The 22,730-nt window shown below is 67.0% G+C and carries 18 protein-coding genes and 1 pseudogene; 10 read left to right on the forward strand and 9 right to left on the reverse strand.

The window, feature by feature from the left end:
* Positions 1 to 78 precede the first annotated feature (78 nt).
* Complete coding sequence (locus AB4Z10_RS18820; protein WP_199086284.1) at positions 79 to 567, reverse strand: Lrp/AsnC family transcriptional regulator; 489 nt, start codon at positions 565 to 567, stop codon at positions 79 to 81.
* Positions 568 to 786: 219 nt separating this feature from the next.
* Between AB4Z10_RS18820 and AB4Z10_RS18825 the strand changes: the two genes are divergently transcribed.
* The 6 genes from AB4Z10_RS18825 (at position 787) to AB4Z10_RS18850 (ending at position 6,718) form a co-directional block, all read left to right on the forward strand.
* Positions 787 to 2,112, forward strand: coding sequence for an NAD(P)/FAD-dependent oxidoreductase (locus AB4Z10_RS18825; RefSeq protein WP_441471914.1), 1,326 nt, complete (start codon positions 787 to 789; stop codon positions 2,110 to 2,112).
* Positions 2,113 to 2,255: 143 nt separating this feature from the next.
* Positions 2,256 to 2,999, forward strand: a complete 744-nt coding sequence (locus AB4Z10_RS18830; protein ID WP_441471915.1) for an ABC transporter substrate-binding protein — start codon at positions 2,256 to 2,258, stop codon at positions 2,997 to 2,999.
* A 22-nt stretch (positions 3,000 to 3,021) separates the two neighbouring features.
* Positions 3,022 to 3,678: an amino acid ABC transporter permease gene (locus AB4Z10_RS18835; RefSeq protein WP_441471916.1), complete on the forward strand. Its 657-nt coding sequence runs from the start codon at positions 3,022 to 3,024 to the stop codon at positions 3,676 to 3,678.
* 2 nt (positions 3,679 to 3,680) lie between these two features.
* Positions 3,681 to 4,409 (forward strand): amino acid ABC transporter ATP-binding protein, encoded by a 729-nt coding sequence (locus tag AB4Z10_RS18840; protein WP_441471971.1) that lies wholly within the window; start codon positions 3,681 to 3,683, stop codon positions 4,407 to 4,409.
* Positions 4,410 to 4,420: 11 nt separating this feature from the next.
* Positions 4,421 to 5,731 (forward strand): NAD(P)/FAD-dependent oxidoreductase, encoded by a 1,311-nt coding sequence (locus tag AB4Z10_RS18845; RefSeq protein ID WP_441471917.1) that lies wholly within the window; start codon positions 4,421 to 4,423, stop codon positions 5,729 to 5,731.
* Between the two features lie 87 nt (positions 5,732 to 5,818).
* Complete coding sequence (locus AB4Z10_RS18850; protein WP_441471918.1) at positions 5,819 to 6,718, forward strand: LysR family transcriptional regulator; 900 nt, start codon at positions 5,819 to 5,821, stop codon at positions 6,716 to 6,718.
* A gap of 10 nt (positions 6,719 to 6,728) precedes the next feature.
* Here AB4Z10_RS18850 and AB4Z10_RS18855 read toward each other — a convergent pair whose 3' ends face one another.
* Genes AB4Z10_RS18855 through AB4Z10_RS18870 form a run of 4 tightly spaced genes read right to left on the reverse strand, consistent with a single transcriptional unit; the run spans position 6,729 to position 12,479 of the window.
* The gene (locus AB4Z10_RS18855; protein WP_441471919.1) at positions 6,729 to 8,111 is read right to left on the reverse strand and encodes an FAD/NAD(P)-dependent oxidoreductase; all 1,383 of its coding nucleotides are present in this window, start codon (positions 8,109 to 8,111) and stop codon (positions 6,729 to 6,731) included.
* Positions 8,108 to 8,425, reverse strand: coding sequence for a (2Fe-2S)-binding protein (locus AB4Z10_RS18860; RefSeq protein ID WP_441471920.1), 318 nt, complete (start codon positions 8,423 to 8,425; stop codon positions 8,108 to 8,110). Before AB4Z10_RS18860 ends, AB4Z10_RS18855 begins: the two co-directional genes overlap by 4 nt.
* Positions 8,422 to 10,410, reverse strand: coding sequence for a hydantoinase B/oxoprolinase family protein (locus AB4Z10_RS18865; RefSeq protein ID WP_441471921.1), 1,989 nt, complete (start codon positions 10,408 to 10,410; stop codon positions 8,422 to 8,424). Before AB4Z10_RS18865 ends, AB4Z10_RS18860 begins: the two co-directional genes overlap by 4 nt.
* 5 nt (positions 10,411 to 10,415) lie before the next feature.
* Positions 10,416 to 12,479, reverse strand: a complete 2,064-nt coding sequence (locus tag AB4Z10_RS18870; RefSeq protein WP_441471922.1) for a hydantoinase/oxoprolinase family protein — start codon at positions 12,477 to 12,479, stop codon at positions 10,416 to 10,418.
* A 184-nt stretch (positions 12,480 to 12,663) separates the two neighbouring features.
* On the opposite strand from AB4Z10_RS18870, the gene AB4Z10_RS18875 reads away from it, so the two are divergent.
* The gene (locus tag AB4Z10_RS18875; protein ID WP_441471923.1) at positions 12,664 to 13,806 is read left to right on the forward strand and encodes an NAD(P)/FAD-dependent oxidoreductase; all 1,143 of its coding nucleotides are present in this window, start codon (positions 12,664 to 12,666) and stop codon (positions 13,804 to 13,806) included.
* A 13-nt stretch (positions 13,807 to 13,819) separates the two neighbouring features.
* On the opposite strand, the gene AB4Z10_RS18880 is transcribed toward AB4Z10_RS18875, so the two are convergent.
* Positions 13,820 to 15,874, reverse strand: a complete 2,055-nt coding sequence (locus AB4Z10_RS18880; protein WP_441471924.1) for an oxidoreductase — start codon at positions 15,872 to 15,874, stop codon at positions 13,820 to 13,822.
* A 169-nt stretch (positions 15,875 to 16,043) separates the two neighbouring features.
* Between AB4Z10_RS18880 and AB4Z10_RS18885 the strand changes: the two genes are divergently transcribed.
* Positions 16,044 to 17,039 (forward strand): LysR substrate-binding domain-containing protein, encoded by a 996-nt coding sequence (locus tag AB4Z10_RS18885; RefSeq protein WP_441471925.1) that lies wholly within the window; start codon positions 16,044 to 16,046, stop codon positions 17,037 to 17,039.
* 426 nt (positions 17,040 to 17,465) lie between these two features.
* Here the strand turns inward: AB4Z10_RS18885 and AB4Z10_RS18890 are convergent, their stop codons facing one another.
* From AB4Z10_RS18890 to AB4Z10_RS18900, 3 genes and pseudogenes are all read right to left on the reverse strand, one after another.
* A complete protein-coding gene (locus AB4Z10_RS18890; RefSeq protein ID WP_441471926.1) occupies positions 17,466 to 18,698 on the reverse strand; it encodes an anion transporter in 1,233 nt (410 codons plus the stop codon).
* Between the two features lie 5 nt (positions 18,699 to 18,703).
* Positions 18,704 to 19,138, reverse strand: a pseudogene (locus tag AB4Z10_RS18895) (MFS transporter); the annotation flags it as partial.
* 246 nt (positions 19,139 to 19,384) lie between these two features.
* A complete protein-coding gene (locus tag AB4Z10_RS18900; protein ID WP_441471927.1) occupies positions 19,385 to 20,512 on the reverse strand; it encodes a trans-sulfuration enzyme family protein in 1,128 nt (375 codons plus the stop codon).
* 127 nt (positions 20,513 to 20,639) lie between these two features.
* On the opposite strand from AB4Z10_RS18900, the gene AB4Z10_RS18905 reads away from it, so the two are divergent.
* Together AB4Z10_RS18905 and AB4Z10_RS18910 are read left to right on the forward strand one after the other, a co-directional pair.
* Positions 20,640 to 21,830 (forward strand): M20 metallopeptidase family protein, encoded by a 1,191-nt coding sequence (locus tag AB4Z10_RS18905; RefSeq protein ID WP_441471928.1) that lies wholly within the window; start codon positions 20,640 to 20,642, stop codon positions 21,828 to 21,830.
* Positions 21,831 to 21,866: 36 nt separating this feature from the next.
* On the forward strand, positions 21,867 to 22,730 hold the full coding sequence (locus tag AB4Z10_RS18910) for a transporter substrate-binding domain-containing protein (protein WP_441471929.1): 864 nt from the start codon (positions 21,867 to 21,869) through the stop codon (positions 22,728 to 22,730).

The raw sequence follows: 22,730 nt of genomic DNA on the forward strand, positions 1-22,730 counted from the left end.
CATCATAAGATCTGCACTCCACGATGGATCCCGGGTCAAGCCCGGGATGACGGCCTGTCCGCGCGAGATCAGCAGGGCCTAGCTCGTCGCCGTAACCGGGAACAGGCTGGTCAGTGGCATATGCGGCTTCACGATCGGCGATTTCAGCACGACGAAGCTGAAATACTTGTCGATGCCGATGTCGAGGTCGATCAGCCGCTCCATCAGCGTCTGGTATTCGATGATGCCGCTGGTGACGAACTTGACGAGATAGTCGTAGCCGCCCGAGACCAGATGGCATTCGATCACCTGGTCGAGCTTCTCGATGGCGGCAAGGAAGCGCGCGAAATCGATCTGCCGGTGGTTCTTGAGCGTCACCTCGGTGAAGACCGTCAGCGTCTGGCCGAGCTTGCCGATATTGATGCGGGCGGAATAGCCGGTGATGTAGCCGTCCTGCTGCAGCTTCTTGACGCGCATCAGGCAGGGGCTCGGCGACAGGTTCACCAGCTCGGCCAGCTCGACATTGGTGATCCGGCCATTCTTCTGCAGCTCGTAGAGGATCTTGATGTCGATCTGGTCAAGCTTCATGGGGGTCCCCTTCGATCGACAGATGGCCACGCCGCGCCTTCCGGCCCGGCGCTCCGGCAGCAGATCATGCCGCGAACCATGCGCAGTGTCTAACAGGTGCCAGGCGCAAGCGATGGCAGAATTGGGCTGTCGAAACGGAAGGAAATGCTGCGGCGATCCGATCTGCGGTGCACATGCCCGGTGGCCGGCGGATAGTCTCCTCTCCGCAAGGAGACCGCGATGCCAGCGCCACTGTCCGAGATCGAGACCAGCCCTGCCCTGCCCGAGCGTGCCGATGTCGTCATCATCGGCGGCGGCATCGTCGGCGTCTCCGCGGGCTACTATCTCGCGCGCCGCGGCTTGAAGGTCGCGCTCGTCGAGAAGGGCCGCATTGGCGCCGAGCAGTCGAGCCGCAACTGGGGCTGGTGCCGGCAGCAGAATCGCGATGCCCGCGAGCTGCCGATGGCGACGGAAAGCCTCACGCTCTGGGATCGCTTCGCCGAAGAGATCGGAGAGGATCTCGGCTTCCGGCGCTGCGGCCTGCTTTATCTGAGCGATGACGACGCGCAACTGGCTGCCTGGGCGAAATGGCGCGATTTCGCGGTCGGCGAGGGTGTCGTCACCCATATGCTCTCCGCTGACGAAGCCTCGGCCCGCGGCAGCGCGACCGGCAAGCGCTGGAAGGGCGGCGTGTTCTCGCCGACGGACGGCACCGCTGACCCCGCCCGCGCGGCGCCAGTGATCGCGCGCGGCATCCTCAAGGCTGGCGGCAGCGTACATCAGTTCTGCGCCGCGCGCGGTCTTGAGACGGAGGGCGGGCGCGTCTCGGCCGTCGTGACCGAGAAGGGCACGATCCGCACGGCGACGGTCATCCATGCGGGTGGCGCCTGGGCCTCGTCCTTCCTCAACCAGTACGGCATTCGCTTCCCGCAATCTTCTGTCCGCTCGTCGATTCTGTCCGTCGCGCCAGGCGCAATCGGCCTGCCCGACGCGCTGCATACGGCCGCAGTCTCGGTGACGCGGCGCAGCGATGGCGGCTACACGCTGGCCATCAGCGGCGGTGCCCGCGTTGACCCCACGCCGCAGCAACTGCGCTTCGCCCGACAGTTCGTGCCGATGTTCCTGCGGCGCTGGCGCAGCCTCGCCATCGGCGGGTTCGAAGGCTGGAAGGCCGGCCACGAGACGCTTGGTCGCTGGAAGCTCGACGCACCCACCCCCATGGAGGCCAACCGCATCCTCGACCCGACGCCCGATCCGCGCCAGATCGCCGAGACCCACGCGCGCGCCCAGCGCCTGCTGCCGGGCCTCAAATCCGTGCCGGTCGCGGCACGCTGGGCCGGCTACATCGACAGTACGCCGGATGGCGTGCCGGCCATCGGCGAACTCGCGGGCCTGCCGGGGTTCATTCTCGCGGCCGGGTTCAGCGGCCATGGCTTCGGGATCGGCCCGGGCGCAGGTCACATGATCGCGGATATCGTGACCGGCGCGAAGCCGATCGTCGATCCGCGACCCTACCGGCCCGAGCGGCTGGAGGGCTCAGCCTTCGGCAAGGTGGCGGAGTTCTAGGTGGCGGTGCTGCTCGCAGCAAACCGCATAAGTCCGTCTTATGGTTCCGAAACAAATCCGTCTTGTCGTTCGCTCCGGCAGGTACGGATGCTGCATGGCCCGGCTCCGATTCTGGGTAACTTCAACGCAAAAAGGGGAATGGGATGATCGGGTTCAGAACGGTTGCAGCGCTCGGCATGATGATTGCCGCGGCGACCGCCCAGGCACAGACAGTCTACAAGGTCGGCTCAACGCCGACGGGGACGCCCTTCACCTTCCTCGACGCCAAGACCAATACCATCCAGGGGATGATGGTCGACGTGATCGAGGAAATCGGCAAGGACGCCGGCTTCAAGGTCGAAATCCAGCCGATGCAGTTCTCGACGCTGATCGCCTCTCTTACCTCGGGCAAGATCGATATCATTTCCGCCGCCATGTACGGCTCTCCGGAGCGCGCCAAGGTCGTCGACTTCAGCCAGGACGTCTACGCCTATGGCGAGGGTCTGGTGGTTCAGTCGGGCGATGCCAAGGACTATGTCGGCTTCGAGGATCTCAAGGGAAAGAAGGTCGGCGGCCAGATCGGCACCCGCTATATCGACGCCCTCAAGGCATCGGGCGCGCCGGCCGAGGTGAACGCCTATGACAGCCTGCCCGACATCCTGCGCGACGTCTCCAACGGCCGCCTCGACGCCGGCATCGGCGACTATCCGATCCTGGCCTACAATCTCGCGCAGGGGCGCTTCCCGCAGCTGCGGCTGGTCAAGTCCTACAAACCTTCGGTGCCGGGGCCGATCAACATCGCCGTCAAGCAGGGCAATGCCGAGCTGCTGGCGAAGATAAACACCAGCCTCGCGAACATGAAGAAGGATGGCCGCTTCGAGACGATCCTGAAGAAGTGGGGTCTCTAAGCGCTAGGCGTCCCATCCGGCCATGACGCATTTTCTCACCCAGGTTCCGACGTATCTGCCGATCCTGATGCAGGGCGTCTACCTCACTCTGCTGGTCACGCTCGGCGCCTTCGTCCTCGCGACGGTGCTCGGCCTGGCCTGGGCCTTCATGCGGGTGAGCGGCATCGCGCCGCTCGCCTGGACGGCGCGCACGATCATCGTGATCGTGCGCGGCATCCCCGGCATCGTCACCCTGTTCTACATCTATTTCGTGCTGCCGGATCTCGGCCTGTCGCTGAGCGCCGTGCAGGCGGCCGTCATCGGCCTCGGCATCGCCTATTCGCCCTACATGGCCGAAGTCTTCCGCGCCGGCATCGAGGCGATCGACCGCGGGCAGACGGAAGCCGCGCTCTCGATCGGCATGGGCTGGGGGCTGCTGATGCGGCGCGTCGTGCTGCCCCAGGCGATCCGCGTGGCGCTGCCGCCCTATGGCAGCACGATGGTCATGCTGCTCAAGGATTCCTCGCTGGCCTCGACGATCACGGTCGCGGAGCTGTCGCTTCAGGGCAAGCTCCTGGCATCCTCGACCTTCGAGAACACCACGATCTTCACGCTGGTGGCGCTGATCTACCTTGCCATGAGCTTGCCGCTCACGGCCTTCAACAGCTGGCTCGAACGCCGCATGAGGCAGGCCCGATGAGCATCATCGAACTGCGCAACATCCGAAAATCCTTCGGCACGCTCGAGGTCATCCACGACGTCTCCTTCGCGGTCGAGAAGGGTGAGGTGGTCTGCATCATCGGGCCGTCCGGTTCCGGCAAGTCGACGCTCCTGCGCTGCATCAACGGCCTGGAGACCTATCAGGGCGGCGAGATCACCGTGCATGGCGAGCGCGTCGACACCGGCTCGTCGAGTATTCGCCAGGTGCGGACCCGCGTCGCGATGGTCTTCCAGCGCTTCAACCTGTTTCCACATCGGACAGCGCTCGAAAACGTCGCGGAAGGCCCGGTCTTCGTGAAGAAGGAGCCGCGCGACAAGGTTCTCGCCCGCTCGCGTGAGCTGCTGACGCGAGTCGGGCTCGGCACCAAGATCGACGCCTATCCCGCCCAGCTCTCCGGCGGCCAGCAGCAACGTGTCGCGATCGCCCGCGCGCTCGGCATGAAGCCCGACGCCATCCTGTTCGACGAGCCGACGTCGGCGCTTGACCCGGAGCTGGTCGGAGAGGTCCTCGCCGTCATGCGCTCGCTTGCCGACGAGGGCATGACGATGGTCGTCGTCACCCACGAGATGGGGTTCGCCCGCGAGGTCGCGGACCGCGTGCTGTTCCTCGATGGCGGCGTCCTCGTCGAACAGGGCTCGCCCGAAGCCGTGCTGAGCCGGCCGCAGCATCCGCGTACGCAGGATTTCCTGCGGCGCATCCTGCCATCCTGAGGGTTACGCGCATGGCACGCCTGTCCGGTCCGTTCTTCAGCGACGACGCGGTCGACACGCCCTATTGGTGGGACGCCGCGAGGCCCGCGGCGCAGGCCCCGGTAGAACTTCCCGCACAGAGCGACGTCACCGTCGTCGGCGCCGGTTTCACCGGCCTCAATGCCGCGCTGACCCTGGCGCGTGCCGGCAAGCAGGTGACCGTGCTGGACGCGGAAGCGCCCGGCTGGGGCGCCTCCTCCCGCAATGGCGGGATGCTCGGCCCCGGCTGGGCGACCTTCGACACCGCGATGGCCTATGGCCCGGACAAGGCGCGCGCCATCGTCGAGGAGAGTTTTCTCGCATTGCAGCACGTCAAGGATGTGGTGGCGCGGGAGGCCATTGACTGCGATCTGGCGGTGGTCGGCTATTTCCGGGGAGCGATGACGCCGCGTCTCTACGAGGCGATGGGGCGCAATCTCGACCGCATCCGGCAGGTCATGCCCTGCGATGCCTACCTGGTGCCGCGGGCCGAGCAGCAGGGCGAGATCGGCACCGAACTCTACCATGGTGGCCTCGCCATGCCCGGCTATGCCGGCCTACATCCTGCCCGCTATGTCGCGGGTCTCGCCGAAGCCGCGCGGCGGCTCGGCGTGCATATCGTCAGCGGCGCCCGGGTCACGGCGATCTCGCCCCAGGCCGGCGGGTTCAGCCTTTCCGTCGGGCGACAGAAGACGGCGACGAAGCAGCTGCTCGTCGCGACCAACGGTTACACCGGGGCGCTCCTGCCCTTCCTGCAGCGGCGGATCATTCCCATCCGCAGTGCGCTGATCGCGACCGGCCAGCTCCCGGCCGAGGTGATGGATCGCCTCATGCCGAAGCGGCGCATGCTGGCGGGCAGCCAGCGTGTCGTGACCTATTACCGCCCCTCGCCCGACGGGACCCGGATTCTTTTCGGCGGACGCGTGCTCAAGGTGACCGGGGAGAATGTCGCCCACGCCAATGCCGGGCACCTGCGCAAGCAGATGCTGCAGGTCTTCCCCCAGCTGGAACGGACGCCGATCACCCATTACTGGCACGGCCAGACCGGCTTCACCTTCGACAAGCTGCCCCATCTCGGCGAGCAGGAGGGTGTCTTCTATGCCTGCGGCTACAACGGCACCGGCATCGCTCGGGCGAGCTGGTTCGGCCACAAGATCGCGCAGCGCATGCTCGGCAACACGGATGCGCCGAGCGCCTATTCCGATCTACCCTTCCGCAGCCGCCCGCTCTATTTCGGCAAGCTCTGGTTCCTGCCGCTCGCCGTGCTCTTCTACGAAATGCGGGATCGCTGGGACCAGCGATAGACCGGGAGCAAACCCGAGGGCGGTTGAGGCTGGACATCCGCGCCGGCGGCGGCGATGTCTGCGCTATCGCCGTTGATGGGAGGACAGATGCGGGCGCGCCAACTCGAAGTCTTCTGCACGCTGATGCGCTGCGGCACGGTCACCGGCGCGGCCGCGATGCTGAACATCTCGCAGCCTGCCCTGAGCCAGATCCTGCTTCATGCCGAGGACCAGCTCGGCTTCAAGCTGTTCAACCGCGTGCGCGGCCGGCTTGTGCCAACGCAGGAGGCGGAGGAGCTGTACTCCCAGGCCGAGCACATCTTCGGCGAGCTCGATGCGCTCAGGCGACGGACGGTCGACATGCGGCACGGGCGCACCGGCCTCGTCCGGCTCGCCGCGTCGGCTCCGCCTTCCATGTCGATCGTGCCGCGCGCCCTGACCGCTTTCCGGGAGGAGCATCCCGAGATCGTGGTGCGCTCGCTCATCGCCTCGCAGACATCCATCGTCGAGATGCTGCGCAATGGCGAAGTCTCCCTCGGCATCGCCATGAACAACCTGCCGCATGCGGGCATCCATGCCGAGACGGTCGGGCGCGCCACGCTGGTCTGCGTCGTGTCGGCCGGGCATCGGCTGGCCGGGCTCGACCGCGTCTGCTTCGCCGACATCTGCGACGAGACGCTGATTTCCTACCGCGCCGACACGTTGCCGGGACGGTTGCTGGCAGCATCGGCTGAGGCCGAAGATTTTGCTTACGCCCCGGCGATCGAGATCGACCTATCGATCACGGCCCTGCCCTATGTGCGGGACGGGCTCGGCATCGCCATCGTCGACAGTCTCCTGCCCTGGGAGCAGTTCAACGGCGTCGTGACCCGGCCGTTCGAACCCCGGATCGAAGTGCCCGTCGCCATCCTGACCAGCAAAGACCGGCCACTCTCGGCCAGCCATGAGCTGATGCGCAATTGCCTGCGTGCCGCCTGCCGGGACCTCAATCACCCGCCCGGCGCCTGAGCTCTCGATCCTATCCGTCGGCAGGCGCATCCTGAATCAGGGCAGCGATCGGCGCTGGCCTCACCGGCGCTTGTCCGCGCAGCCGGCCCGCCGCAGCCGCGCAAGCATGCCCCGCGCTGCCGGCGACGATTTCCGCGGCGGCCAGTTCGCAATAGCGGCCCTGGCAGCGCCCCATGCCGGCGCGCCCGAGCGATTTGACGCGATTGACCTCGCCACCACCAAAATCGACGGTCCGGCGCAACTCGCCGGCCGTAACACCTTCGCAACGACAGACCACCGTCTCATCCGGCAATTCGGCCGCCGTCTCGGCCGGCCAGGGAAAAGCCTCCGCGACGCCGCGCGCGAAGCGGCCGAACCGGGCCAACCGGCGCTTATCCGCCGCCATGTCCGGTGCCGGCAGACCGAGATCCTTCAGACAGGCCGCCGCGGCGAGCCGCCCTGCGACCTCGGCCCCATCGGCGCCGAGTATCCTGAGCCCGTCCCCGGCGAGATAGACGCCGCGTCCGGCCCGCCCCATGGCGTCGGCCTGCGGCAGCCATTGCCGCCAGGTCTCGTCATAGGCGAAGTCGCAGCCGGCCAGGTCCGCAAGACGGGTCTCTGCCCGCAGGTGCCAACCCATGCCGACCGCATCACAGGCCGTACGCTGGCTCCGGCCCGCTTCATCGCGCCAGAACAGGGCGACCGGGCCGCGCTCATCCACCTCGATGCGATCCAACTGGACGCCGGCATGGTAGAGTCCGGCCAGGCGCCGGCGCATCATCAACCCGCGCAAGGCAAAGAGCGGCCTTGCCGAGAGGCCTGAGAAGCCGCGAAATTGCTGGCGCATGGACGCGGTATCGAGGACCGCCGCGATCTGCCCTCCGGCCTTGAGCAATTGCACCGCGAGCAGTGTGAGCAGCGGGCCGGAGCCGGCCAGCACGATGCGCCGTCCCAACGCGGCCCCCTGCGCCTTCAGCGCGATCTGCATCGCGCCGAGCCCGTAGACGCCGGCATTCTCCCAGCCCGGCACGGGCATGATGCGATCCATGGCTCCCGCAGCGAGGATCAGCCGGTCATAGGAAACCCAGCGCGCCCCTGCGTCGCCAATGACCTGCAATCGCCCGTCCGCAATGGCGATGACGGAACTGCGTGAATGATGAAGGAGGCTGCCGGCCGCCGCCAGGGAATCGAAGGTCTGGTGCAGCGCGATCGCCTTGGCAGCCTCGGAGCCATAGAGGGCCTCTGGCGGGCGCGTGAAACCCTGCGGCGGCCGGCGATAAATCTGGCCTCCGGCGCGCTCGCCCTCGTCGATGACGATGGGCATCAGCCCGCCGACAACGAGTGCCTCGGCAGCCCGGATGCCAGCCGGCCCGGCCCCGACGACAACGACCCGCGGTCCTGCCGCGTCGCTCATGGCCATTCGCCCGGCGCGTCGGACAGGAGGCGCATGCCTTCGGCCAGCGGCGTCGAGCACGCCCGCAGCCTTGGTCCATCCTCCTGCCAGATCCAGCAGTCCTGGCAGGCTCCCATGAGACAGAAGCCTGCACGGGCCTCCGGGCCGAATTCCGAGCGGCGCAGTGCCGACGCGACCGACAGCACCGCGCTGAGCACGGTGTCGCCCGTCAAAGCCCGGTGCTCGCTGCCATCGAGGAAGAAGCACAACGGGGCGCGATCGACCTCGGCCAATCGAACCAGCCTGCCCGCCCCTTCGCTCGCGGCTGTGCTCATTCGGCCGCCTCGGCATGGACCAGCCGTGGCTCCGGCATCTCGGGAAACCGCAGCTTGGCCGCGGCAAAAGCCTCGTCGACACCATCAGCGCCGGCCCTGCGCTTCATGCGGCGGAAGATCTCGGTCTTCGCGAAGAAGCGCCAGTGGATCGGCAGGCCGGCGAGGATCGCCGTCAGCCTGTCATAGGCGTCCCGCGTCCATTGCGCCTCGTAGCCCTCGCGCTCCGGGCCGAAATGGAAGTGGCCGGCGATGGGCGCTCGGTCGGCGCGCCGCGCCTTCGTCGCTTCCTCGTCCAGGACTCCGTCCTGCGTGACGACGCCATAATCCCGCTCCGCCGCTTCCGGCGAAACATAGCCGCGCACGACATCCTGCACCACGCGCCAGGCCTCCCGGTCGAAGGGATGGCCGCGGCCGCCACCGCCGGCCGAGCGGATCTCCAGCACATCGCCGGGCTGCAGGACGGCGGTGTCGATATTGCCGAGCCGCCGCTCCTCCGGCTGACCCGGATTGACCACCATGTCCGACAATCCTGCCGCCCGGCCGCCCAGCACGCCCCAGGGCCGGAAGAAGCTGCGGTCGCGATTGCGGGCGGTGATGCGGCTGTCCGGCGCGAAGACGCGGAAGGCCATGTCGGTGGCAAGCCCGCCGCGCCAGCGCCCGGCGCCGCCGCTATCCTTGGCCAGCCCGTATTTGACGAATTCCACCGGCGTCTCGGTCTCGGTGATCTCGATGGGCGTGTTCTTGAGATAGGCCGCGTCGGCACCGGAGCCGTTGGTGCCGTCGCGATGCGGCATGCCGCCGCCGCCGCCCACCACCGGGTTCACAGCGGCGATGACGGTCCGGCTCGTGCGCTCGTCCGTCGTCATCACGTTGACGATGCAGTTGTTGCCGGCGGGCGCCGCGGGCAAACGCTCCGGCACGGCCTGCGAGAACGCACCGAAGATCACGGAACGGAGCCTGGCACAGGTCAGCGAGCGCATGCCGACCGCGGCCGGGAAGACCGGGTTGAGCACCGTTCCCTCCGGCGCGATGCAGGTGAAGGGGCGCGTCAGGCCGGTATTGAGCAGGATCTTCGGGTTCAGCGTGTAGAGGACGTAATAGACCCCGACGAGCAGGATCGTGTGCCGCGGATTGCCGCCGCTCGGCACGTTGAGCGAGGAAGCGAGCTGCGGGTCGGAGCCGGTGAAATCCAGCACCGCCTCGTCGCCGCGGATGGTGAGCTTGAGCTTCAGGCGGCAGGGATTGGCCTCGACCGAATCCTCGTCGGCATAATCCGCGAATTCCCAGGTGCCGTCCGGCATGCCGCACAGCACCTCGCGCGCCTGCGCCTCGGCATGGTCGAGCAGCGCCTCGACGCCGCCGAGGAAGGCCTCGCGGCCGAACTTCTCGATCATGGCCAGCACCTTGCGCTCGCCGGTGTTGAGCGCGCCGACCAGGGCCTTGATGTCGCCGATGTTCAGGTCCGGCTTGCGGACATTGGTCGTCATGATCCTGAGGATCTGCTCCTCGAAGACACCTTCGTTGACGAGCTTCATCGGCGGAAAGCGGATGCCCTCCTGATGGATTTCGGTCAGTGCCCGCGAGAGCGAGGCCGGCACTGCGCCGCCCATGTCGGTGTTGTGGATATGGCCGCCGGTCCAGGCCACGATCTCGCCCTCGTGGAAGACCGGCTTCCAGAGATGGGTATCGGGCGCGTGGGTGGCGACGAAGCAGGAATAGGGGTCGTTGGTGAAGGCGACGTCGCCGGGCTTATAGTCGTCGACCATCGCCAGCGCCGGCGCCCAGGACAGGCCGGGATACCAGGTCGCGCCCAGCTCCATCGGCACGGCGAAGGTGTCGCCGCTGCGGCTGATCAGCATCACCGTGAAATCCTCCGTCTCCTTGACGAAGGCGGAATGCGCCGTGCGGTGCAGCGTATGCGCCATGTTCTCAGCGGCGGCGCGCGCATGGTTCGCGAGCACCTGAAGCTTCATCCGGTCGAACATCGATATCACCCAGCGAAAGTCAGATGAAGGTTGAGATGGCCGTCGATCCGCGCCATCGCGCCGGCAGGTATGGCCACCGTGGTGTCCTCCTGGGCAACGACAGCCGGGCCGGCGAAGCGGCTGCCGGGCGGCAGGTCGGCGCGGCGGTACAGTCCGACCGCCCTTCGCGCACCGCCGGTATGGATATCGAGCGCGCATTCCGGCGTCGCGACCGCATCGGTTTCGCTGGCCTCCGGGAAGGAGAGGACCGGCCCCGCACCGATGGCAGAGAGGCGCAGGTTGACGATCTCGATCCGGCCGTCCGTATCATCGAAATCATAGATTCGGGCATGCGTCCGATGGAACTCGCGGGCGATCGCCGTCGGGTCGCCGGCCTCGAGCCAGGCCGGCTGCAGGGGAACCTCGATCTCGTAGCTCTGGCCGACATAGCGCATATCCGCCGAGAACCGGAGATCGGCAGGGCCGGCATGTCCCTGGGCCGCAAGCCAGCTGCGCCCCTCCTGAACCATGGCGGCGGCCGCCGCGTTCAGCTGCGGCAGGACCGCGGCGGAGAGTTCGGCGAAGAGCGTGCGGACGAAGTCGCCGCGCAAATCGGCGACGAGGCCGCCGAGCGCCGACACGACGCCCGGTCGGCGCGGGGCCAGCAACCTGGTCATGCCGAGTTCGCGGGCGAGGAAGGCGCCGAGCATCGGCCCCCCGCCGCCGAACGGCATCAGGGTGAACTCCTTCAGGTCGACACCCGCCCGCGACGACAGCTTCTCGACCTCGACGAACATCTCTGAGACAGCGATATCGAGGATCGCCTGCGCCGTGTCGTCGAGGGGCCGTCCGAGCGTCTCGGCCAGTCGCCCTACGGCGGCGCGGGCAAGGCCTGCATCCATCCTGAGCTGGCCATAGGCCATCTCACTATGGCCGAGCCAGCCGCAGACCACCATGGCGTCGGTGACGGTCGCCTGCTCGCCACCGCGCCCATAGCAGGCCGGCCCCGGTGTCGAGCCGGCCGATTCCGGCCCGACCCGGAGCACGCCCTGCCCGTCGACCGTGGCGATCGAGCCGCCGCCGATGCCGATCGAGCTGACCGAGACGGACGGAATATAGAGGGGGAACTCGCCGATCATCTCGCCGGTGCCGTATTGCGGCTCGCCGTCGATGATCAGGGCGAAGTCGGCGGATGTGCCGCCGATATCGAGCGTCAGCACGCGCTTCTCGCCGGCTTGGCGGGCGAACCAGGTCGCGCCGATCACGCCCGAAGCCGTGCCGGAGAGCAGCATGGAGACGCAGGCGCGCTTGCCCTCGGCAGCGTTCATCACGCCGCCATTCGACTTGGTCAGGAGCGCCCGCGCCGGCACGCCGCGATCCGCCAGCCGCTGCTCCAGCGCCGTCAGATAGCCCGCGATGCGGGGATGGACGTAGGCGTTGAGGATCGCCGTCGTCGTCCGCTCGTATTCGCGGATCACCGGCCAGACCTCGGCGGAGGTGAAGACGAAGAGCTCCGGAGCCAGCCGGGCGATCTCGGCCTTCACCGCCTCCTCCTGCGCGCCGTCGCGCCAGGCGTGGAGGAAGGCGATGACGATGCCGACAGCTCCCCGCGCCTTTGCCGAAGCGATGGCGGCAGCGACGGCTTCGAGATCGGGCTTCACCGTCTCGCGCCCGTCCGAACGCATGCGGACCGGAATGCCGAACACCCGATCGCGGGTGATGAGCTGCTCCGGGCGGCAGCAGAACAGCGAATACGTCTCGGGCATGCGCAGGCGGGCGAGCTCGATTACGTCCTCGAAGCCGGCATTGGTGAAGAGAGCGAGCTGCGCTCCCTTGCGCTGGATGATGGTGTTGACGCCGACCGTCGTGCCGTGGACGAAACGGGTGACGGCCTCGGGATCGAGCCCCTCACGCTCGGCGAGCAGCGAGAGGCCCGTCATCAGCTCGGCGCCCGGATCGTCGGGCGTCGTCAAGACCTTCAGCGACGCGACCTGGCCGGAGCGCGTCTCGAGCGCGCAGAAATCGATGAAGGTGCCGCCGATATCGACGCCGACCTTCCAGTCCGCACTCGGCACAGTGCCATCGTCCATGTCCGCTCCTCTTGCTGGCGGCCGGAAGCTGACACGGATGCCGCGAGATGGTCCAAGAGACATGCGGGGCAGGACCATAGGCTCGACTTATGGCCTGCCGGCCATCGCGTCTTTGACGGCTCCGCGCGCCCGCGTCAGGTTCGGCCGCGTGTAAAATTGCCGCCGCAGTGGCAAGAGGCTGGACATGGATGTGATCGTGCTCGGCGGCGGCCTGATGGGAACCRCCGCAACCTTCTTCCTGAAGCGGCGCGGCCTGAAGGTCACGCTGATCGAACGTCACCGGGTCGGAACGGGCGCCACCGTCGCATCCTTCGGCAATATCCGCCGGACCGGGCGGCATCTCACGCAATTGCCGCTCGCGCATCGCTCCCGCACGCTATGGGGCGATGCGGAACGGTTGCTCGGCCGCGATGTGGAATTCCGCGCGACCGGCCATCTCCGGCTCATCTTCGAAGAGGATGCGCTGGCCGATATGCGCGCCTATGCCGAGGCGGCGCGGCCCTGGGGGCTCGAGCTCGAAGAACTGGGCGCCAACGAGATCCGCGCGCGCTTTCCCGGCCTCGGCCCCGGCGCGATCGCAGCCTCCTATTCGCCTCAGGATGGCTCGGGCAATCCACGCCTTATCGCGCCCGCATTCGCCGACGCCGCGCGGCGGCTCGGCGCGGAGATCGTCGAGGATTGCGAGGTCGGCAGCATCGAGAAGACCGAGGCAGGCTTCCGCGTCACGACATCGAAGGGCGTGTTCGAGGCCGGCAGGCTCCTCAACACCGCCGGCGCCTGGGGTATGCGGATCGCCGCGCAATTCGGCGAGCCGGTGCCCCTCACCCCGCGCGGTCCGCAGATGGGCGTCACCGAGCCCTTGCCCCATCGCATCCTGCCGGTCGTCGGCATCTGGACACGCCGGCACGGAACCGACGCCTATTTCCGTCAGGTCGAGCGCGGCAACATCGTCTTCGGCGGCGCAGCCGAGCGTGTCGACGTCGCCTTGGACCCCGGCCATGCAAAGGCCGATCCGACGCGGCTGCCTGCCCAGCTCCGTGCCTTGCGGCAGCTCTTACCGGCTCTGGAGAAAGTCTCGGTAATCCGCACCTGGTCGGGCTGCGAGGGCTATCTGGCCGACATGCTGCCGGTCATGGGCCCGTCCGGCACGACGCTGGGGCTGTTCCACGCCTTTGGCTTCAGCGGGCACGGCTTCCAGCTGGGCCCGGGCGTCGGCGACACGATGGCCGAGCTGATCGCGACGGGCACGACCGAAATCCCGCTCCACGACTTCCGGATCGAGCGCTTCGCCGACGCGGCGAGCGGCCGAAGCCCTGCCGCGGCTTGATTGGACCGATCGCTCAAAGCTTGGAGCAAAGCCGGTAGGCCTCGTAGATCGCGGAATAGAGGTCGCGGCTCGAAACGGCGTCGCCGATACGGTGCAGGAGGAAGTGCCCCGGCGCCGGCGCGGCCGCCTCCTCGCTCCCCAGCATGAACGCGATATCGGTCACCCCGTCATTGGCCGAGAGATGTCGCAACTCGTGATAGATTTCGGCGGCCGGCAGCGTGCCGTATTCGACGACGATCTGGCTGGCCTCGACTTGGCTTTCCGCGCCGGTCAGCTCGTTGCGGAACGTGGCCTGCAAGGCGTTGCCCCGGCGCTCGACCTTCTCCAGCCTGACATCGACGAGCGAGCGGATGCCGAGCTCGGCGAAGCGCTTCCTGAAGCTCGACTTGTCGATATAGGACATCTCGACGGCAAGCGCGTCATCGGGCGTGGCGATGCAAACCGACCGGCCCTGCCGAGCAAGCTGCAACGCGCAGGATGCCGCGGCCTGACGCCCCGTCCCATCATAGACGAGCACGTCGCTCTTGCCGGGCACCGTGCCGGTCAGCACGTCCCAGGCGCTGTCGCAGAGCTCCGAACCTTCGAACCAGTCGGTATCCGGAATGCCGCCTGTGGCGACGATCACGAGGCCCGGCGCCTCGGCGCGAACCGTGTCGGCCTCCGCATAGCAGTTCACCCGCATATCGACGCCGAGCCGATCGAGTTCCGCGATGCGCCAATCGACGATGCCGATCAGGTCGCGACGCTCGTGGGCAGCGCTGGCCACGAGCAACTGCCCGCCCAGCTTGGCGGCAGCCTCGAATAGCACGACCGAATGCCCTCGCTCGGCACAGACGCGGGCGGCTTCCAACCCGGCCGGCCCGCCGCCGACCACCACGGCCTTCAGGCTTCGCGAGGCCGGCGCGACTTCATGGCCGAGCACGGTTTCGCGCCCGCTGGCGGCGTTATGGATGCAGTTGACCTTCTTGTAGAGGCAGTAGGAGGCGCCGACGCAGGGGCGGATCTGCTCCTCCTCCCCGCGCCTGATCTTGTTGACCAGATGCGGGTCGGCAATATGAGCACGGGTCATGCCGATCAGATCGACGACGCCCTCGCGGATGGTGTGGCGAGCGGTCGCGACGTCGCGAATGCCGCCGGCATGGATCAGCGGCAGCTTTGTCTCGCGGCGAAACTGCGCCACCGAAGCGAGATAGGGCGCGTTGCGCTGGAACATACCGGGCATGTTGTCCTCGGCCAGCGCGAGATCCGTGTCCATGCGGCCGTAGATGCAGTTGAAATAGTCGATATAGCCTTCGCGTTCGAAGATCCGGGCGAGTTGCAGGCAATCCTCGAAATCCGACCCATCGGCTACGCCCTCGTCGATCACGAAGCGGATGCCGACGACGGCGTCGTTGCCGACGCGCTTGCGGATCGCCTCGTGGACCATGAGCCCGAAGCGCGCCCGGTTCTCGTGCGAGCCGCCGAAACCGTCGGTGCGCTTGTTGGTGCGCGGCGACAGGAACTGGCCGATGAGGTGGCCGCCGGTCACCGTCTCGATGCCGTCAAGCCCACCCTCCATGCAGCGCAACGCCGCATCGGCATAATCCCGGATGATGCGCGCGATGTCCGCATCGTCCATCTCCTTGGGAAAATTGCGGTTGCGCGTCTCCCTGACGCGCGACGGCGCCAGCACCGGAAGCCAGTTCCAGCCATAGGAGGTCGCGCGGCGGCCGAGATGCGAAACCTGGCACATCACGGCCGCACCATGGCCGTGAATGCGGTCGGACAGCGCCGCGAGATGCGGAATGATGCGGTTGCTGGAGAGGTCGAGCTGGCCACCGCCCCAGCTGGAATCCGGCGACGTCATAGCGGAGCCGCCGATCATCGTCATGGCGAGGCCGCCACGGGCCTTTTCCTCGTGATATCGCTGGTAGCGTTCGAGCGGCAGGCCGCCATCGTCCAGCATCGAGGCATGGCTGGTGCTGACGATGCGGTTGCGAAGTCGCAGCTTCTTGATGGCAAACGGCTCCAGAAGTGGGTCGCGCGGTGCAGCGAGGGGCCGATCCGGCATGGAAACCGTTGCGCTCATCGAATGGCTTCCCTGTGATCGAACCGGAGTGGGACGACTGCGCTATTTCAGTCCGGGAGCACCGGCAGCCCCCGAAACTGCGGCGCTGCTGAACAACTTCGGCGATCGTGGCGGGAAGTCTGGAACCGGACCAGATTGAAAAACCTTGGGAGAAGCATACGCTGGGCGTATGGCTCCGCTCTCCCGCCTTATCCCCTCCGCGAGGGGGCTTCTGGTTTTCGAGGCCGCGGCCCGCACCGGCAGCTTCACGGCTGCGGCCGCGGAATTCAACGTCAGCCAGCCCTCGATCAGCCGCAGCGTCGCCGAGTTGGAGGCTGCGGTAGGAGCCAGACTCTTCGAACGGCGGGCACGCGGGCTCGAACTTACCGCGGATGGCAGCGATCTCTTCGGCGTCGTCGGCGAGGCCGTCGGGCGCATTGCCGATGCGGTCCAAGCGATCCGGCAGCGGCAGAATACGACGAAGCCGGTCGTCACCCTCTCCATGTCCAGCTCGTTCGTGGCCCACTGGCTGTTGCCGCGGCTGGGCGAATTCCATGCGGCTTTTCCGGAGATCGATATCCGTTTCGACCTCATCCCGGGCGTCCTGCGCGGCATTCCCGACAATGTGGATCTGGCAACGCGCATCGTCAAAGACGACGACGCGCGCTACCATCGCTGGTTCTTCGCGCCGGAGATCATCTTCCCCGTCTGCAGCCCGGCCTATCTGAAGGCGCGCGGCAGGCTCGATCACGCCGGGGACGGGTTGGGGCATGTGTTCTTGTGGCTCACGGACCACGCTATGCCCAAATGGGCGCGGGAATGGGGCAATGTCGCCCAACGAAACAGTTCGAAAGGCGTCTGGCACGAGTTCACGGATTACTCCGTCATCCTGCAAGCCGCCCTGAACGGGGAAGGCATCGCTCTCGGCTGGCTCAGCGTGGTCTCGAGCGCCTTGCTGAAGGGAACTCTGATTCCCGCCTCCGACCTGATCATCCGCACGGGGCAGCACCACAGCTTGATCGCGCCGCGGTCGAGGCCTCTCAATGCGATGGTCGAAGGGGTGGCGCTATGGCTTCGGACCCAGATCGCGACGGAATTGGATGCACTCGACGAGGCGCTCCGGCCACGCCCGAAATGCTCGCCCGACATCTCGGATGGTCAGAGCCAAGACCATGAGCGCCGATAGCTGGCTCGCGCTAAAGTAACCCGGCACAACAACTTAGAACATTTATAATGTTTCCGGCTCGACTAGCCCTTTTCGCGCAGGGGCGTAAAGAGCTCGCCGCACAGACTACATTTCCTGGACATAGCGCGTTGGCCGACTCAGGGGTGGGAGAGCATCATTGCGGCGAAGCCGGACGTCGTCACAATACTATGAGCGAGATCGGCTTCCACGAGCGTAGAGATTTCATCCAATTGTAGATCGCGTTAACGACCTTGTTGGAGCGATATCGTGAAGCGCGAAGAACGTTATCCTCTGCAAAGCGCGCGAACCGCTTGAGCTTCACGCCGGCCGGATTTTTCCAACACAATCGGGGCGAGCCGGCCTCCAGGCACCGCCAGCGGCTGTGATTTAGGTGGACTGCCAAGCCTCCCAGACAGTTTTTTGAATTCAGGGCAGCATGATGATACCGATCGCCAACGTCGCGAGCGTCAGCGGCGCGCCGACCTTGAAATAGGTCCAGAAGTCGATGGTGATGCCGTCCTTGGCGGCGCGCTCGGCGACGATCAGGTTGGCGACGGAGCCCAGGAGCGTGAAGTTGCCGGCGAGAGTCGAGGCCATCGCCACGACGAGCCAGGCGCGCTGGGGATCGTGCAGCTGCTCGACGAAGGGCTTCAGCACGAGAACCGCTGGGACGTTGCTGACGAGGTTGGACAGCACCGCGGTGACGCCGGTCAGGGTCGCCGCGTTGCCGAGGTCGAGGCGGGCGGCCTGCGCCAGCAGGTCAGGCGTCAACACCGCTTGTTCAAGCCCCCGCACCACGACGAAGAGCCCGGCGAACATCAGCAGGAGCGGCCCGTCGATCTCGGCGTAGACCTTGCGCGGCTCGATCCTGCGGGTGAGCAGCAGCAGCGCTGCCGCGCAGATCGCCACCTTCGCCACCGGCTGGCCGAGGAAGAACAGGGCGATCATCGCCACCGAAACCAGCGCTGCCTTCGTCGCGAGCCAGCCGTGATAGTGAGCGGGAACGGTCACGCTGCGCAGCGCCTGCCGCGTCATGTATTCGCGCGGATTGAGCAGGAGCACGAGCAGGATCGTCACCAGCAGCCCCAGCACCGCGATCGGCAGCAGCGCGCCGGTGAAGGCGCCATAGGAGATGCCCGAGAGATTGCCGATGATCATGTTCTGGGGGTTGCCGGTGATCGTCGCCGTCGAGCCGACATTGGAGGCGAGCGCCACCGCGATGAGATAGGGCACCGGGTTGCGGTCGAGCGCGCGGGTCAGCGTGATCACGATCGGCGCCATCACCAGGCAGATCGCGTCGTTGACGAGGAAGGCGGAGAGCACGCCGGTCGTCATCACTACGACCGACAGTAGCAGCACCGGATGCCGCGCCCGGCCTGCGGCCCAGCCGGTCACCATGCGGAAGAAGCCCGAGAGCCGCAGATTGGCGACCACGATCATCATGCCGAGCAGCAGCGTGATGGTGTCGAGATCGATCGCCCGATAGGCATCCTCGAGGGAAAGCACCCCGCAGCCGACCATGAGCGCAGCCCCGATCAGCGCCGCTCCCGCACGGTCGACGCGCAGGCCGGGCATACGGCCGATCGCGATGGCGACATAGGTCGCGAGGAAGATCGCGATCGCGAGGATCTGCGTCGCGTTGAGGCCCCAGCCGGTCATGCAGATCAGGCCATTCTCTCGCTCGCCGCCGGCACCGGGCGGGCGCCGCGGTCGGTCGGCGGCTCATAGCCGTGCGTTTCCGGCATGGCAACGACATAGAGAACGAGGCCGCAAGCCGCGATTGCCGCAAGCGTGACGAAGCCGGCGGAATAGCCGGCGGTGACGATGATCACGCCCGCCGGCAAGGCGGAGATCGAAGCCCCCACGCCCTGGACCGTCGCGACGGCACCTTGCGCGGCGTTGAAGCGGCCGGTGCCTCGGGTCAGGTCCGCCACCACGATGGGGAACAGCGCACCGAAGATGCCGGCGCCGACGCCGCTGAGCGCCTGCACGGCCACCAGCCAGAACGGGTTGTCCGAGACGACATAGGGCGCGCCGCTCAGCGCCCGCACGCCTAAGGTGACCAGGAAGATCGGCTTTCGGCCCCGGGCATTGACCTTGAGCGGGCTCGTCCGGTCCCAATGTAGAAATTTCGTTCCTATGCGGGCGAAGAGGGCGCCTCGCTTGGGGCGCTTCACTAGCAACCGAAGAGCGTTTTCTCCGCCGCGCGCCGACCCAGCTTGAACTTCAAGCCCYCCGGATTTTTTAACACAATCGGCGCGAAGCCGCTTGATGCTTCTAATGGATAAGAAGCCAACTGCGAAGGCTAGCTGAGAGCCAGTTTCGCCATTCGCCGCTCCCAAGAATCAGCGAGGCGCTATACTGCGGAACATCTCCATTAAATCTGCCAGGAGATCGTCCGGATGCTCCAGTCCGATCGCCAGCCGGATCAGTCCCGGCGGGCAATCGGATTCCTCGCCTTCGGTGCTCAACCTGTGTTCGATCAGGCTCTCGGGCGACCCGAGCGAGGTCGAGGGGCGGAAGACCCGCGTCCGGGCGCAGAGATCTACGGCCTCGGCCGCGTCGGCGAGTTCGAAGGAGAGCATGCCGCCGAAGCCCTCCCGGAATTGCCGGCAGGCCAGTCCGTGCTGCGGGTGCTGTGGCAACCCCGGATAATGCACCTTGCAGACGCGCGGATGACGGTCGAGCCAGCCCGCGAGCGTCAGAGCCGTCGTGGAGACACGCTCCATCCTAAGTGCCAGTGACCGCATGCCGCGCAGCAGCAGCCAGGCCTCGAAGGGCGGCAGGATGCTGCCATGCGCCTCGCGGGCGGCTAGCATCTCATGCCACCACCCATCGTCCTCTGCCGCAACGAGCACGCCGGCGACCAGATCGCCATGGCCGTTGAGGTATTTCGTCGCCGAATGCAGCACGAGATCGGCGCCCAGCGTCAGCGGCCGGCAGAGCACCGGGGTCGCCACCGTCGCATCGACCAGCAGCCTTGCGCCGTGCCGATGCGCCAGCGCTGCCAGCGCAGCGAGATCCGGCACGCGCCAGAGCGGGTTGCTCGGGCATTCGGCCCAGACGAGCCGCGTCGGCGCGGCACCGAGGCTCAGGGCGACCGCATCGAGATCGCAGAGATCGGCCCGCGCCAATCCCAGACCGAAGCGTTCCGCGAAGGCGCCAATCATGCGTCCGAACTCGTAGTAGAGGCCGGTGTCGATCAGCACCCGGTCACCGGGTCGCAAGGTCGCGAGCACGGCCTGGGCCGCTGCCGCTCCGGCCCCGAACGCCGCGGCCACGGCGCCACCTTCGAGCTGACAGAGGATGGTCTCGACAAGCGCCGCGCCGCTGTTTCCCGAGCGGGCATAGCCCAGGGCGATGTCGCTTCCGGGCCGGACATAGGTCACGCCGGGATGGATCGACGGCACCAGCCCGCCCGTCGACGGATCCGTGACGTGGTCGAGCTGGGCCAGGATGGTCGCGGCGTGCATCGGAATATCATGCTCCGGGGAGCGCGCATTTTAGAAGTCTATTGTCGATTGTCGATCCTCGGTCCAATTGCGGCGGCTAATGATCTGTGCGAAGTTCAGGTCTCCTTACCGTCCGTCAGAGCCTCTGATGTCTGCCGACCGCCAGAACGACCTCTCACTCGCGATCGAACGCCATGTCGCCGAGATCGAGCCGCAGCTGATCGCCATCCGCCGCGACATCCACGCCCACCCCGAAATCGGGTTCGAGACCGCCCGGACCGCCGAGATCGTCGCGCAGGAGCTGGAGCGCATCGGACTCGTGCCGCAGCGCGGCGTCGGGCGCAGCGGTGTGGTGGCCGAGATCACCGGCGGCGCTCCCGGGCCCTGCCTGCTGATCCGCGCCGACATGGATGCCCTGCCGATGGAGGAGCTGACGGGGCTGCCCTTCGCCAGCACCGTGCCCGGAAAGATGCATGCCTGCGGCCATGACATTCACACCGCCACGCTGCTCGGCGTCGGCTCGGTGCTGCAGGCGATGGCGCCCCGGCTGCGCGGCAGCGTCAGGCTCGTGTTCCAGCCGGCGGAGGAGACGGTCGAGAGCGGAGCCGCCGCCATGGTCGCGGATGGCGCGGCCGACGGCGCCGCCATCGCGCTCGCCTTCCACAACCGGCCGGAGATGCCGGTCGGTCGCTTCGGCTATGTCCGGGGGGCGTCCACGGCGTCCAGCGACGAATTCGACGTGGTCGTGCACGGCAAGTCGGGCCATGCGGCGCGCCCGCATTCGGCGCTCGATCCGATCGTCGCCGCCTCCGCGATGATCATGCAGCTGCAGACTGCGATTTCGCGCGTGATGGACCCGACCCGCTCGGCGGTGCTCACCATCGGCCACATCCAGGGCGGCTCGACGCACAACATCATCCCCGACAGTTGTCTGTTCCAGGGCACGGTCCGCTGCCGCTCGCCCGAGAGCCGCGACACGATGGAAGCCACCTTCCGGCGCATCTGCGACGGCGTCGCTGCAGCGATGGGCGTAACCTGCGAGATCGACTACAAGCGCGGGGCCCCCGCGCTCATCAACGATGACGGCGTCGTCGATGCGGTGATCCGCTCGGTGTCCGAGCAATTCGGCGGGGACAAGATCGACCAGCTCGAGGGACGCTTCGGCGCCGAGGATTTCTCCTATTTCTCGGAGCGGATCCCGTCCTGCCAGTTGCTGGTCGGCTCGTCGCAGCCCGGCCGCGACGACCGCGTGCACAATTCCGACTATCAGCCGGACGAGCGCTGCATCGGACTGGGCGCCGCAGCCCTCGCCCGCACCGCCTTCGACATCCTGTCCTGATCCCGCCCGCATTCTCTAAGGCCCTGGAGACCCGACATGACGATCACCCGCTCCGACTTCCTCAAGCTGGGCCTCGGCGCGGCCGCCGGCCTCGCTCTGGGCGTGGCTCCCCGTGCCGCCGCCGCCAAGGAGTGGAAGGTCATCCGCGTCGCCACGGAAGGCGCCTTCCCTCCCTACAACATGCACGCGCCTGACGGCCGCCTGATCGGCTTCGAGCCTGACCTGCTGCAGGAGCTGTCCACCCGCATGAACGTCAAATGCGAGATGATCGCACAGGCCTGGGACGGCATGATCGCCGGGCTGACCGACGGCAAATACGACGCGATCATGGACGCGCTCTCGATCACGCCCAAGCGCGAGGAGGTGATCGCCTTTTCCCGTCCCTACGCCTCCGCCGGCTCGGGCTTCGCGATCATGAAGGAAGGCAGCATCAAGGCCATGCCCGGCACCGGCACGCGGGTACCGCTGACCGACGAGGCCGCCGCCAAGAAGGCGATCGATGAACTCGCCAAGTCGCTCGCTGGCAAGACCGTCGCGGTTCAGGTCGCGACAATCCAGAACGACGTGCTCAACCGCTACTTCAAGGACGTCCTGACCATCCGCACCTATCCCTCGGGGCCGGACACCTTCCTGGACCTGAAGAGCGGCCGCGTCGACGCCGTGATGGCCTCCCAGATCAACATCCAGGCGACGGCGAAGAAGTCGAACGGCGAGATGATCCAGTCCGGCTATCTCTTCGCCGGCGGTCTGCTCGGGCTGGGTTCGGCGGTCGGCCTGCGCAAGGGCGATCCCGAGCTCAAGGAGATGTTCGACAAGGCGCTGAAGTCCGTCATCGACGACGGCACGCTGAAGAAGCTGGCGCTGAAGTGGTTCGAGATGGACATCACGCCCGCGAGCTGA

The organism is Allobosea sp. RAF48 (assembly GCF_052114025.1).
Classification (GTDB): domain Bacteria; phylum Pseudomonadota; class Alphaproteobacteria; order Rhizobiales; family Beijerinckiaceae; genus Allobosea.